This window comes from Leifsonia sp. HAY1-4F, from assembly GCF_056755275.1.
Genome location: NZ_JBNDHX010000100.1, coordinates 1 through 13437, shown reverse-complemented (window position 1 = coordinate 13437; position 13437 = coordinate 1). Strand labels below are relative to the sequence as shown.

The 13437-nt window shown below is 69.2% G+C and carries 14 protein-coding genes; 10 read left to right on the top strand and 4 right to left on the bottom strand.

All coding sequences use genetic code 11. The features are described from left to right. The 5 genes from ACPYOG_RS15905 to ACPYOG_RS15885 form a co-directional block, all read left to right on the top strand. On the top strand, positions 1-1115 hold a 1115-nt coding region (locus tag ACPYOG_RS15905; RefSeq protein ID WP_481295149.1), incomplete at its 5' end, for a fibronectin type III domain-containing protein. A 77-nt stretch (positions 1116-1192) separates the two neighbouring features. Beyond that, the gene (locus tag ACPYOG_RS15900) at positions 1193-1663 is read left to right on the top strand and encodes a MarR family winged helix-turn-helix transcriptional regulator (protein ID WP_481295148.1); all 471 of its coding nucleotides are present in this window, start codon (positions 1193-1195) and stop codon (positions 1661-1663) included. 50 nt (positions 1664-1713) lie between these two features. Then, on the top strand, positions 1714-2364 hold the full coding sequence (locus ACPYOG_RS15895; RefSeq protein WP_481295147.1) for a methyltransferase family protein: 651 nt from the start codon (positions 1714-1716) through the stop codon (positions 2362-2364). 46 nt (positions 2365-2410) lie between these two features. Continuing rightward, positions 2411-3592, top strand: coding sequence for an FAD-binding domain (locus ACPYOG_RS15890; protein ID WP_481295146.1), 1182 nt, complete (start codon positions 2411-2413; stop codon positions 3590-3592). A 78-nt stretch (positions 3593-3670) separates the two neighbouring features. Next, complete coding sequence (locus ACPYOG_RS15885; RefSeq protein ID WP_481295145.1) at positions 3671-3919, top strand: CsbD family protein; 249 nt, start codon at positions 3671-3673, stop codon at positions 3917-3919. A 12-nt stretch (positions 3920-3931) separates the two neighbouring features. Here the strand turns inward: ACPYOG_RS15885 and ACPYOG_RS15880 are convergent, their stop codons facing one another. Next, entirely contained in the window at positions 3932-5413 is a 1482-nt protein-coding gene (locus tag ACPYOG_RS15880) for an outer membrane protein assembly factor BamB family protein (protein ID WP_481295144.1), read from the bottom strand. A gap of 283 nt (positions 5414-5696) precedes the next feature. On the opposite strand from ACPYOG_RS15880, the gene ACPYOG_RS15875 reads away from it, so the two are divergent. After that, positions 5697-6077, top strand: a complete 381-nt coding sequence (locus ACPYOG_RS15875) for an ArsR/SmtB family transcription factor (RefSeq protein WP_481295143.1) — start codon at positions 5697-5699, stop codon at positions 6075-6077. Between the two features lie 143 nt (positions 6078-6220). Continuing rightward, positions 6221-7150 (top strand): cation diffusion facilitator family transporter, encoded by a 930-nt coding sequence (locus ACPYOG_RS15870; RefSeq protein ID WP_481295142.1) that lies wholly within the window; start codon positions 6221-6223, stop codon positions 7148-7150. Between the two features lie 37 nt (positions 7151-7187). Here the strand turns inward: ACPYOG_RS15870 and ACPYOG_RS15865 are convergent, their stop codons facing one another. After that, entirely contained in the window at positions 7188-8159 is a 972-nt protein-coding gene (locus ACPYOG_RS15865) for an LCP family protein (protein ID WP_481295141.1), read from the bottom strand. A 538-nt stretch (positions 8160-8697) separates the two neighbouring features. Here ACPYOG_RS15865 and ACPYOG_RS15860 point away from each other — a divergent pair. Then, positions 8698-9231, top strand: coding sequence for a hypothetical protein (locus ACPYOG_RS15860; protein ID WP_481295140.1), 534 nt, complete (start codon positions 8698-8700; stop codon positions 9229-9231). Positions 9232-9361: 130 nt separating this feature from the next. Here the strand turns inward: ACPYOG_RS15860 and ACPYOG_RS15855 are convergent, their stop codons facing one another. After that, entirely contained in the window at positions 9362-10051 is a 690-nt protein-coding gene (locus tag ACPYOG_RS15855; protein WP_481295139.1) for a response regulator, read from the bottom strand. Next, positions 10048-11652: a sensor histidine kinase gene (locus ACPYOG_RS15850; RefSeq protein WP_481295138.1), complete on the bottom strand. Its 1605-nt coding sequence runs from the start codon at positions 11650-11652 to the stop codon at positions 10048-10050. The genes ACPYOG_RS15855 and ACPYOG_RS15850 overlap by 4 nt, the downstream gene beginning before the upstream one ends. A gap of 160 nt (positions 11653-11812) precedes the next feature. On the opposite strand from ACPYOG_RS15850, the gene ACPYOG_RS15845 reads away from it, so the two are divergent. Together ACPYOG_RS15845 and ACPYOG_RS15840 are read left to right on the top strand one after the other, a co-directional pair. After that, positions 11813-12667, top strand: a complete 855-nt coding sequence (locus ACPYOG_RS15845; RefSeq protein ID WP_481295137.1) for an ABC transporter ATP-binding protein — start codon at positions 11813-11815, stop codon at positions 12665-12667. Between the two features lie 5 nt (positions 12668-12672). Further along, on the top strand, positions 12673-13437 hold a 765-nt coding region (locus tag ACPYOG_RS15840), incomplete at its 3' end, for an ABC transporter permease (protein ID WP_481295136.1).

Here is a 13437-nt window from a genome sequence, read left to right as displayed (position 1 = left end):
CGTACACGCTCACCGGCGGCTTCACCGAGTGGTGGAACCTCTCCCGGTCGATGTACCAGACGGTATCGGTGAACGGGACGGAGCTTGCGAAGGGGAGCATCCCGCTGTCCGGAACGAGCACGCCGCTGGCCGAGGACCTCACCTTCACGCTGGATGCGCCGGCCACCGTCGACTACGTCGTCACCAACGAGGGCGCGGGAGGCGAGAAGCCCGTCATCTCGTGGCTGGCCGTGGCCGACGTCACCAAGCCCGCGGCTCCCGCCGACGTGACGGCCGCCGCCACCGGCGACACGTCGATCAGGGTCTCGTGGGCCCCGTCGTCACCGACCGGCCTCGGGTTCACGGGGTACCGGGTGTACGACGGGGATGCCAGTACCCCGGCGTGCACGACGTCGAAGACCTCGTGCACGATCACGGGTCTCGACCTCGGCTCGACGCACACCTACACCGTGACGGGCGTCAACCAGCTCGGCGAGGGCTCGCCCTCCGCGGCCTCGAACCCGGTGACGCTTCCGGAAGTGGCGTCGAACGACGGCGCGACCTCGGCTCCGGGCACGGCGGTCCTCTCGTCGAACGACGGGTGGGACAACGGATTGAAGGACGGCACCTTCGACGTCACGATGAACCTGTGGTGGGGCGTCAACGGCCAGTTGTTCAAGCTCTACCAGGACGGCACGCTGGTGAAGTCGGTGCGCCTCACGATGATGTCGCCGCTCGGCCAGCGGGCGGTCGTGCCGATCGACGGCCTCACGAACGGCACCTATACGTTCACCGGCGAACTGGAGAATTCGCAGGGCACGACGGCGACCCAGCCGCTCACGGTGAAGGTGACGGATGCGTCGCCCGGCACACCCGTGCTCTCCGCGAGCGCCCCGCGTGCAGGCTCCTTCACTCTCTCAGCGGACCTGTGGTGGGGGACCAACGCGACCTCCTACACGTTCCGCGAGGGGGCAACGGTCATCGGTTCGGGCAGTCTGACGGCCGCCACGCCCGGCGCCCAGCATGCATCGGTGGCCGTCACCGGCGCAGCCGCGGGAACGCACACCTACACGGTGACGTTCACCAACGCCGCCGGCTCCACCACGAGCAAGCGACTCTCCGTCACGGTGCGGTGACTCCGGCCACGACCCTCAGAGCGTGCATAAATGCAACTGTTGCACAATTGCATCAATAGGGTGACACTGGAAGAACCATGCAGAATCAGGGCTTCCCGCACGAAGCGACCGAGGCGACGCTGCGAGCGTCACGGGCGCTGCTCGGGATCGTCGCGCGCTCGGTCGCGGACGCGCTGGAGCAGGTGACGCTGCCCCAGTTCCGGGTACTGGTCGTGCTCGCGGGGTCCGGCGCGATGCGGATGGGGGCGCTGGCCGCGCGGGTCGGCGCGGTGCCGTCGACCTTCAGCCGGACCATCGACCGCATGGTCGATGGCGGCTGGGTGGCGCGGAAGGAGAGTCCGCAGAGCCGACGGGAGATCCTCGTCGATCTCACCGAGAACGGACGCCGGCTCGTCGACGAGGTCACCGAGCGTCGGCGCCGCCAGGTGGCCTCCGTGCTCACCTCGCTCACAACGGACGAGCAGCAGCAGATCATCGCCGCCCTGGAGCTGTTCTCGACGGCTGCGGGCGAGCCGACTCCGGAGGACCTGTTGACGCTCGGACTCTGACCCCGGGCCGTGCAGCGACGCGGCCTCCACTTCACTGGAAAAGAGATGCGATGACGGCGAGCAGTCGTGAGACGAGCGCCGGCCCGCGTGCGGTGCTGACGGGCGCGAACATCCTCGGTGCCGCGGGCGCCGCCTTCCTGGTCTTCGGCCCGATCTCGGTCGCGACGCCCGCGCGCGCGTGGCTCGTGGTCGCCTTCTCTCTCGTCTACGTGCTGCGGGTCGTCGTCACCACCTATGTGACCGTGCAGCGACCGGTGACCTATGCGGAGGCCGCGCTGGTGGGCGGTTGGATGTTGGTCATCCACGTCACGATGGGCTTCGTGGCCGCCCAGGTGAGCGCCGCTCTCGGCGGCTGGACCGTGCTGGGCGTCGTGCTCTATGTCTTCGGCTCGTGGATGAACACGTTCTCCGAACTGCAGCGCCGGGCATGGAAGGCCCGAGCGGAGAACACGGGACACCTGTACACGCGCGGGCTGTTCCGCTGGTGCCGGCATCCCAACTACCTGGGCGACACCCTGTTGTTCAGCGGGTTCGCAGCGGTCACCGGGTCCTGGGTCGCACTGGTGATCCCGGCGATCATGGCCGCCGGCTTCGTGTTCGCAGCGATCCCCGCTCTGGACCGGCGCTTGGAGGCGCACTACGGCGACGAGTTCGATCGCTGGGCGGCGAAGACGTCGAGATTCATCCCGCTGGTGTGGTGAGGGCGCATAAGGACGCACGGGCGTAACGGACGGCGAGGAGGTCGTCATGAAGGTGCTGATCGTGGGAGCGGGGATCGCCGGCCCGACGGTGGCGTACTGGTTGCGGCGGAGCGGGCATGAGCCGGTGCTGCTGGAGTCCGCGCCCGAGTTGAGGCGGGGCGGGTACCTGGTCGACTTCTGGGGTGCGGGGTTCGAGGTCGCCGACCGGATGGGCATCGCCGACCGCGTCCAGGCGGCGGGCTACCGGATGCGGGAGGTGCGCGAGGTCGACGACCGCGGGCGCCGGATCCTGTCCCTGGACCCGGTGAAGCTGATCGGACGGCACGGTGCCCGTTACGTGAGCGTCGGGCGCTCCGAGCTGTCCGAGATCATCGTCGATGCGTTGCCGAACGATGTCGAGCAGGTATTCGGCGACACTGTCGAGGAGCTGCGCGACGAGGGGGACCACGTCGCGGTGCGACTGGCGCGCGGCGGCGATCGGCGGTTCGACCTGGTCGTCGGAGCCGACGGCCTGCACTCGGTGGTTCGGCGGCTGGCGTTCGGGCCCGAGTCCGCGTTCGAGCACAGCCTGGGCATCGCGGTCGCCGTGTTCGATGTCGCCGGGTACCGGCCGCGGGACGAACTCGTCGCGGTCATGCGCACTCAGGTCGGCGCGCAGACGCTGCGGCTGAGCCTGGACGACGACGTGTCGATGTTCGTCTTCACCTTCCGTCACGAGGGTCGGATCCCGCTCGACGACGTCGAGGCTCAGAAGGCACTGCTCCGCGAGCGGTTGGGCGGGCTCGGCTGGGAGGTGCCGTCGATCCTTGCGACACTGCCGCGGGCGCGCACGTTCTACTTCGACTCCGCCAGCCAGATCCGCATGCCGTCGTGGAGTCGCGGGCGGATCGTCCTGGTCGGCGATGCCGCGGCCGCCCCCTCGCTACTGGCCGGGCAGGGCACGGCGCTGGCCATGATCGAGGCGTACGTGCTCGCCGCCGAACTGCACGCCGCCGCAGGCGACCACGTCACAGCCTTCGCGGCATACCGGCAGCGGCTGGCTGCCTTCATCCAGGCCAAGCAACAGGGTGCGACTCGCATGGGCGGCGCGTTCGCGCCGCGCAGCCGAGCGCTGCTCGGGGTGCGCAACACGGTGATGCGGCTCATGACGGTGCCCGGCGTGTCCGACCTCGCGGTCGGCCGCAGCCTCTACGACCGGGTCGAGCTGCCCGACTTCCGGCCGACATGACTGCTTATCCTCCGCTCCAGACCCGCGTACCGTGTCGCGGAACAGAGGGATGCATTCGGAGTGATGGAGGAGGACGTCATGGGCATCGAGGACAAGTTCGACGCGGCCGGTGACAAGCTCAAGGGCAAGGCGGACGAGGTCATCGGCAAGGCCACCGACGACGAGTCGCGCGTGATCAAGGGCAAGGCGGAGCAGGCGAAAGGCAGCGTCAAGGACACGGTCGCCGACGTGAAAGCCCACGTGAAGGACAGCGCGGACGAGGCGCGCGCCGACCGTGCGGACGACACGGACGTCCCGTACGACGCAGATCGAGGCAACCTGGAGTAGCGGCCTCCGGCTCTACCCGCCCCCGCGGAACGCCGCCACTCCCGTATCCGTGCCGATGAGCAGCAGCCCGAGGGCGGTGCTCGGGCTCGCGAAGTGCGGCACGGACTCCCCGACCGGCTGCCGCTGAAGCAGCGCCCCGCTGGAGGCATCGAACTGGCTGAGCGTGCCGTCCGGGTATCGCGCGGCCCAGACTGTTCCACCGATGACGATCGGCGGGCCGTTCGCGCCCGCCAGTCGCTGACCTGCCTGATCGCTGCTGAGGTCCACCGTCTGGATGCCGCCGTCGCTGCACGGCACGAACAAGCGGTTCGCAGCCCGGTCGTAGGCAGGGCCGCCGTCGGGGTCGCTGCCGCAGATGCCGCTGATGGTCGCGACCACCGACAGGTCGGACTGGCGGAGGACGAAGCCGACATCGGTCTTCCCGACGACGAACACCTGGCCGCCGGGCAGCAGCACGGGGTTCCCGGTGCCGAGGTCGTCGTCGGCGCCCGCGGTCGTGTCCTTGAAGGCGGCGAGCGGCTTCAGGTCAGGTGAGAGCTTGACGACGCTCTCCGCATATCGGACTGTGTCGGGGCCGCCCGATGGCGGGTCCGGGTTCGAGTTGCCGGTCGACACGTAGAGGTTCCCGGCGCCATCCACCGCCGGCGCGCCGCCGCCCTGCCAGATCGCGCCGCCGTGGCCGTCCGGGGCCGCCTCGAAGGAGACGAGGCCGGGTGCGCCGATCTCATTCACGCCGACGACCCAGCCGTGGTACGTGCCGCAGTCGCCGTCGTTGCCGCCGTACGAGACGTAGACACGGCCGTTCGCGACGGCGAGCGACGCGCGCTGAAGGAGGTGGACCGGGTCCTCACCCGCGGGGAGGGGCGGATCGACCGGCTCCGTTAGCACGACCCGGCCGGTGGCGGGGTCGAATCCCTCCAGCTGGTGATGCACCGCACCTCCACCGGTGCTCACCTCGCCGACGACGAAGACCGTTCCACTCGCCGGGTCGACGGCGGGCGTACTGGTGATACCGAGGGGGTCGATGTTCCCGCAGCCGGCGACCGATCCGACGTCGGTCAGCGGCTTCCCGAGAGAGGCCGACCACACGATGTTCCCGTTGCGCGGGTCGAGCGCGACCACGCGGTTCGTCTCGGTGGCCGCGAACACGCGGCCGCCTGCGACCACAGGCTGCCCGAAGACCGCGCCGCCGAGATCCGCGGACCAGGCCCGCGTGAGGGATGCGAGCGACGCACCGGCGACCACGGCCCCGGTGCGCGAGGGGTCGGCATGGTACGAGGACCAGGCCGTGATGCCCGGGACCGCGACGGCGACGGGGGTGGGAGACGCGGACGGGGTCGGACGGGAGGGCGGCGGCGCGCTCGGCGCACGCGAGGCCGGGGGCGGATGAGGCCCGGATGCCGTACATCCAGCCAGGGCCAGGACACCCGCCACCGCGACCGCCACCAGGCGAGCCGGGGTGCGACCACCGGACCCCCGCCTCCCGCGGTACATGGCATCAGCGTACGCCGCAGGCCGGAACCGGACCACTCGGACCGGCCGCCGGCCTCCCCGTGGGCCAGCCCGACCATCTCGTCGATGACGTCGCGACAGCGAAGGAGATTCGAACCGGTACCGTTCGAATCTCCTTCACTACTGCCATTCGAAGGAGATTCGACACCCGATCTCCTTCGATAGCTCCCCGCGGAGGGGGCCGACCGGCCGAGTCGCTTGGCGTCTAGTCGAGGAAACGTGACACGAACTTGCTTTGCGTCGCCCACTGTTCTTTAATCTGCGTATGGATGCAGATAAGGCGATATGCGGTCGTCTCCCGGACAGTCAGTTCGTCGAGCTCGCCGTCGAAGTGTTCGGGATGCTCGCGGACGCGACGCGCGTCCGGATCGTGCTCGCCCTGAAGGATGCGGGGGAGCTGTCGGTGAACCATCTGGCGGACATCCTCGACAAGCAGCCGTCCGCGGTGTCGCAGCACCTGGCCAAGCTCCGCCTGGCGCGCATCGTCTCGACCCGTCAGGACGGCCAGCGCGTGTTCTACAAGCTCGAGAACGAGCACGCGAGCCGCCTGGTGACGGATGCGATCTTCCAGGCCGAGCACTCCCTGGGCGGAACCCCGCGGCACCACCATGCGGAGGCTGCTGCAACCGAGGAGGCCGCCTCATGAGTGGGACGCACATCCACCCGCACGACGACCACGATCACTCCCATGAGCACGAGGATCACCACCACGATCACGATCACGATCACGATCACGACCACCCCGACGACCACCACCACGATCACCTCCACCCGCACCCGCACGGCGGCGTGAAGGGTTTCCTCTACGACCTCTTCGTCCCGCACACCCACGACGCCGCCGACTCGGTCGATGACGCTCTGGAGGCCAGCAAAGCGGGCGTCACCGCGGTGAAGGTCTCGATGTTCATCCTGCTCGGCACGACGCTCCTCCAGCTGGGCTTCGTGCTCTTCACCGGGTCCGTCGCGCTGCTGGCCGACACCATCCACAACTTCGCGGACGCTCTGACCGCGGTCCCGTTGTGGATCGCCTTCGTCCTCGGCCGCCGCCTCGCCACCCGGCGCTACACCTTCGGGTACGGGCGGGCCGAGGATCTCGCCGGTCTGTTCATCATCTTCGTCGTGGCCCTCTCGGCGGTGATCGCCGGATGGGAGGCGATCGACCGGTTCGTGCATCCCCGTCCCGTGGAGAACGCGGGGTGGCTGATCGTCGCCGGTCTGATCGGGTTCGCCGGCAACGAGCTCGTCGCCATCTACCGCATCCGCGTGGGCCGGAAGATCGGCTCCGCGGCGCTGGTGGCCGACGGCGTGCACGCCCGCCTCGACGGCATCACCTCGCTGTCGGTCGTGCTGGGGGCTATCGGCGTCCTCCTCGGCTTCCCGCTCGCCGACCCGATCATCGGTCTGCTGATCGCGATCTCCATCCTGGTGCTCCTGTGGGGCACGGTGAAGGCGGTGGGTGCACGCCTCATGGATGCCGTGGACCCCCAGCTGATCGAGCGCGTCGAGCGTGGCCTCGAGAGCGTCGACGGCGTCACCGGGGTCGTCGGCGTGAAGCTGCGCTGGGCCGGTCACCGCCTCCTCGGGTCGGCCATCGTCACCACCGACGCGGTGAGCCTCCACGACGCCGGCCATGTGGCCGAGCGCGCGTCGGAACGCGTCCGCCGCGAACTGCGCACCCTCGACGACTTCGTCGTCACCCCGGTCTCGCCGGACCACTGACCGCGCCCGCGGCCGCAGGGCAGGAGTGCTGCCCGGGTCACCCGCCGCTCTGCGCGTACGGCAACTGCCCGACCGTGTCGTTCGCGAGAGCGGCGCCGACCGCGGCCGTGCCCGCGGGGTCGACGTTGACGATCGACTGCCCATCGGACGACGTCCCCGTCCCGTCGGTCGGGAGGGTGAACGAGTGGATGCTGCTGGATCCGCTGAGCCGCATGCTGGCCGCGAGGGCGAGCATCGTCGGGAGGTCGAACTGCTGATCGACGCTGACGTAAGAGCCGGCCGTGGATGCGAACGAGATGAGCGCGGCGGGGTTGGCCAGGACGGACCGGCTCATCAGCGTCGTGGCGAATCCGCGGAGCAACGCTTGCTGGTCCGCGACGCGCTGGTAGTCCGCGGTCGGGAACGCGTAGCGCTCGCGGGAGTAGGCGAGGGCCTGGTCGCCGTCGAGGTGGTTCATCCCCTTCACGAAAGTGTAGTGCGGGGACTTGACGGTCGTGAAGGCGACCGGGCTGTCCACATCCACTCCGCCGATCGCGTCGGTGATCTCTTTCAGGCCCCCGAAATCGATGATGGCGACGTGGTCGATCCGGACGCCGAGCAGCTGTTCGACGGTCTGGATCGTCAGCGGGGTTCCGCCCCAGGCGAGGGCCGCGTTGATCTTGGCCGTGCCGTTGCCCGGGATGGAGACCCACAGGTCGCGCATGATCGAGATGACGTAGACGTTCTTGCGGTCGGCGTCGATGTGCACGAGCATCATCGTGTCCGATCGCTGATTCGTCACGCCCGTCTGCCCGACTTTCGTCGGCGCACCGCGCGAGTCGGAGCCGAGAAGCAGGATGCTCTCCGCACTGGTCGGGGCGGGAGCAGGTCGGGTGGTCGCGGGCGGGAACGCGTGCGGGATGCGCGTCACGTGCGAGTCGAACGTGGTGGCGACGCTTCCGGCGTAGAGGGCGCCGGTACCGACCAGCGCGGCGATCGTGAGGGCGGTGGCGGCGATCAGAGCGGTCACGGCCACAAGCCACGGACTGGTGTGCCGATGGGAGGGAGCATGCGCGATGTGCCAAGCCATTTCCGTGCCCCGCGTGGTGCAGGAGCCGATCACCCCCTCCATGAATCGCGTTATGTGAGAATTGCTCACTTGAGCCGAGTGTACGTCCGCTTTCCCGTTCTATCCCCCTTAATGCGGACATATTTGTACCCCAGTTCGGGGGAGGACTTCAGACGTCGGCTCACCGCAAAAAAACGGAGCAGTTCTCGCACCGACGGGCGCGCTAACGCCTCCCTTTCCGGCGCTCGCGGGTCGCTCCGCCGGTAGTTCCTCCGTTTCCGACACTCGCCAGCCGCACTCCAGAACGGCCGCGGCGGTCACGCCGACGATGGGGGATCGTCGCCGTCGGCCTGCTCATCGCCGTCGGCCTGCTCATCGCCGCCTTCCTCGACCGCCACGAGGAGGATGCCCACGACGAGGAGGCGTGAGGGCGCCTCCCGGCCAGCAATACCTCTCGAGGTGGATGCCGGCGCCGGTCGGCAGGTGCATCCTGAACCGCATGTGGGTTCATCGGACTGTGTTCGCCGTCGCCGCCTACGTCCTGTTCGCGCTGGCGCTGGGAACCGTGTACTTCGTCGTGCAGCATGACGGCCGGAACGCAGTCGAGGACGGCCCGCGAGCGCTGCTCTCCGCGGCGGACACCAGCGGTCAGCCGGACCACCTCGATCTATCCGGCTACCAGGGAGTCTTCTGGATGCGGTACGACGCGGGCGACCGGCCCGCCGGCGGGAACGGTTACCTTCACGGGGCGCTCGCCGCTGTCCCTCGTGGCGTGCTGGACGACGCCCGTCGCAGCGGTGAGGATGCGGTCACCTGGCAGCCGGCGGAGGGGCTGCGGTTCGCGATCGTGGCCCAGCCGCAGCGGGGTGGGGATGTCGTGGTGGCCGGACAGTCGCTCCAACGGACCGAGCTGCGCGCCTCCCAGACGCTGATCGTCATCGTGCTCGCCCTCCTGGGCGGGCTGGTCGTCGCCGGCGCCGCGATCGGGGTGGATGCGGTGGCCTCAGCCGCCGCCACTCGAGCCTCCCGCTGATCCGTCCCCGCGCCCGTCCCAACGCGCGACTGCGCCACTTCGGAACATCCGCGGGTGCGCGAGCAGCAGCAGACGTAACGAACACCCGCACTCGCTGCCGGACCGGCCGGCCACGAGACCGGGCCAGCCCCTACTTCCGCCTCACGGCGTAGCGGTGCTCCGGCCGTCCGGTCGCGCCGTAGCGGAGCTCCAGCCGCAGGACATCGCTCTGCTCCAGCTGCGTGAGCGCCCGCTGCGCGGTGGCACGGCTGACCCCGATGGCGGCGGCGACGTCGCTCGCGGAGATGCTGCCCCCGCTGCCTGCCACCGTGTCGTACACGGCCTGGAGGGTGGGCGCCAGGCGGCGCAGGGACTCGGTCTGCGCGGCGGGGGCCGAGCGCAGCAGCTCGAAGAAGCGGTCGATGTCCTGCTGGGTCGCCTCCGCCGGGAACTCGGCGAGGTCGGTCTGGGCCTTCCGGAAGGCGGCCAGCCGGTCGGCGAGCTCGGCGAAGCCGAACGGCTTCACGAGGTAGTACAGCGCGCCGAGCTGCACGGCGCGGCGCACGGTGGCGAGGTCGTTGGCGGCAGAGATGACGATGACGGCCGGCGGGAGCGGCTCGGCGAGCAGCTTGCGGATCACCTCCAGCCCGTCCTCGTCCGGGAGGTAGATGTCCATCAGGACGAGGTCCGGGTGGAGCGCCGCCGACTGGCTGAGCGCCTCCGCTGCCGTGTGCGCCTCGCCGACGACGCGGAAGCCGGAGGTGGCATTGACGAAGTCGACGTGGACGCTCGCGACGCGGAAGTCGTCGTCGACGACGAGGACGGTGAGCTCGTCGCTCATCGGACCACCTCCTTGTGCGCCGACGCGACGCGCGGAAGCACGACGGTGAAGGTGGCGCCGTGGTCGCAGGATACCTCGACGGTGCCGCCCAGCTTCGTGACCGTCCGGTGCACCAGCGAGAGGCCCAGCCCGTGGTGCCGCTGGAGCGTGCCGCGCTTGGTCGTGTAGCCGTTCTCGAAGATCCGCGGGATGTCGCTGCTCTCGACCCCGGGGCCGTTGTCGGTGACGCGCGCAGTCAGCTGCTCCGGCGATTCGATGACACTGACGACGACCCGTCGTGGGCCGGGGGAGCCGGTGAGGGCGTCGAAGGCGTTGTCGATCAGGTTGCCGAGGATGGTCGTCAGCGCCTGCACGCGGTCCGGCGCCTCCCCGAGGTCGGTGGCAGGATCGATGACCAGTTCGATTCCGCGCTCATTCGCCTCGGCGGCCTTGCCGAGCAGCAGCCCGATGATCATCGGGGCGCCGATGTGGGTGCGGAGGGTCGTGTCCAGATCGGCCGTCGTGCCGCGGATCTCGTCGAGGTACTGACGGGCGTCCTCCGTCCGGCCGAGCTCCAAGAGGCCGGAGACGGCATGCATCCTGTTGGCGAACTCGTGCTGCTGGGCGCGGATGGACTCGGTGAAGCTGCGCTCTCCGTCCAGCTCGCGAGTCAGCCCGGTCAGCTCGGTGCGGTCTTGCAGCGTGACCACCGCGCCGTGCTGCCGGCCGCCGATCGAGACCGGCATCCGGTTGACGACGAGCACGTAGTCGTCCGTCACGGCGATGGCGTCCTTGACCGCACTGGTCCCGGTGAGCGTCTCGCGGATGGGCGTGGCAGCGAGCACATCCTCCAGATACTGGCCGCGCGCGCCCTCCGGGAGGTGGAGCAGCCGCTGGGCCTCGTCGTTCACCACGGTGATCCGGCCGGCCGGGTCGATCGCGATGACGCCCTCCCGGATGCCGTGCAGCGTCGCCTCCCGCTCCTGCAGGAGGCGGGCGATCTCATCCAGTTCGAGCCCGAACGTGCGGCGCTTGAGCAGGCTGGCGAGCACGAAGGAGGCGAGCGCGCCGATCAGGAGGACGACCGCCACCCACGCGGCGTACACGGGCAGCTCGGACAGCAGCTCGCTGCTGACGCTGCTCTCGAGGATGCCGACCGAGACCTCGCCGACGATCTTCCCGTTCGTCCCGTAGAGGGGCACGCGCGCGTTCGCGTTCACGCCGGTGGAGCCGGGGTCGGTGCCGAGGTGCACCTTGCCGTCGGCCGCGACGACCTGCTCGGAGACCTTCTGGCCGATCAGTGCGACGTTGGGATGCGAGTGCCGCACGCGGTTCATGTCGATGACCACGACGTAGGCCGCGCCCGTGCTGCCGGAGGTCTGCGACGCCAGCGACTGCACGGTGCTCGCGCACTCCGGCCCGCCGGAGGTCATGCACGCCCGGATCTCGGGGATGCCCGCGAAGGTCTGGGCGATCCCCGCCGCCCTCGCCTGGTAGTCGGTGTCGAGGTTGCTGCGCGCCGTCTGCGCGAACAGGACGAAACCGATCGCCATGGAGGCGGTGAGGATCGCCACTTGAGCCAGCAGGATCTGGCTCGACAGTCGCCTGATCCGTCGTCGCATCAGGCAGATTGTTTCACCCCTGGCCGTGGATAGCACGTGAGCAGAACGCACAAAACCTTCCGCAACGCGCAGAACGGAGCGAATGGCGCACAAGCGAGACAGGCGCTTGCGGCGGGCGCACCATCGAGGGACAGACACGAAAGACAGAGAGGTCTTCGAAATGGGTGAACACCGACCCCAAGAATCAGCCGGATCCTCAGGCACCGGCACTCCCGCCCGCATCGACATCGTCGGGCTGACCAAGCGGTTCCTCACGCCGAAGGGCGAAACCTTCACGGCCATCCGCGATGTCTCGCTCACGGTCGAGCCCGGTCAGTTCTGCGCGATCGTGGGCCCGACCGGCTGCGGCAAGTCGACGACGCTCGCTCAGGTCTCGGGTCTCGAGCACCCGAGCGCCGGATCCGTCAGCGTCGGCGGGCGCCTCGTCGAGGGCGTCACCAGCGGCGTCAGCTACATGTTCCAGTCGGACTCCCTCTTCCCCTGGAAGACGGTGCTGGCGAACGTGATGATGGGCCCGATCCTGCTCGGCACCCCGAAGAAGGAGGCGACCGAGCTCGCGATGGACTGGCTCCGCCGCGTCGGACTGTCCGGCTTCGAGGACCGCTACCCCCACCAGCTCTCCGGCGGGATGCGGAAGCGCGTCTCCATGGCGGCCGCGCTGATCAACAACCCGCGCATCCTGCTCATGGATGAGCCGTTCGGCGCCCTGGACGTCCAGACCAAGGCGATCATGCAGACCGAGCTGCTCCAGCTGTGGGAGGACCTGCGTCCGTCCGTGCTGTTCATCACGCACGACCTGGATGAGGCCGTCGCCCTCTCCGACAAGGTCGTCATCATGACCAGCAGCCCCGGAACCGTCAAGGACGTCTTCGACGTCGACCTGCCTCGCCCGCGCGGCGATGTGCAGCAAATCCGCCACGAGGAGCGATTCCTCGATATCCAGGGGCGCATCTGGGAGTCGCTTCGCGACGAAGTCACCCGCGCCTACCAGAGCACAGCAGGAGCGGCAGCGTGACCACCATGACCACGACACAGAAGGCGCCGCGAAGCGGCGTCGCCGACAAGCGCGAGATCGACATGCAGGCCGCCGGCCGGCGAGCCCACACCCGGCGTACGACCTGGATCTGGGTCGGCCGGATCGGGGCGGCCGTCCTGGTCCTCGGCGGATGGCAGTGGTTCACCGCCGCCGGCTGGGTCGACAAGTTCTTCTACGGACAGCCGTCGGGCATCTGGGACAGCCTGGTGCACCTCTTCACCGTCGGCACGGCGTTCGGCACCATCTGGGAGAACCTCTGGATCACAGTCCAGGAGGCGTTCCTCGGCTTCCTCCTCGGAACCGTCACCGGAGTCGTGTTCGGAATCCTGCTCGGTTCGAGCCGCTACCTGGCCTCCGTCTTCGGTCCGTACATCAAGATCCTCAACTCGATCCCTCGTATCGTCCTCGGGTCGATCTTCATCGTCGCGTTCGGCCTCGGAGTCTTCCCCAAGGTGCTCCTCGCAGCCGTCCTCGTCTTCTTCGTCGTCTTCTTCAACGCCTTCCAGGGCGTCCGGGAGGTCGACCAGAACCTGGTGGCGAACGTCCGCGTCCTCGGAGCCTCGCCGTTGCAGGTGGCCCGGCACGTGACCATCCCGTCCGCGATGACGTGGATCATCGCCAGCCTCCACACCGCCTTCGGGTTCGCGATCATCGGTGCGCTCGTCGCGGAGGTGCTCGGCGCACAGCACGGCGTCGGACTGATCATCAGCCAGGCGCAGGGCAACTTCGATCCCGACACCGTCTTCGCC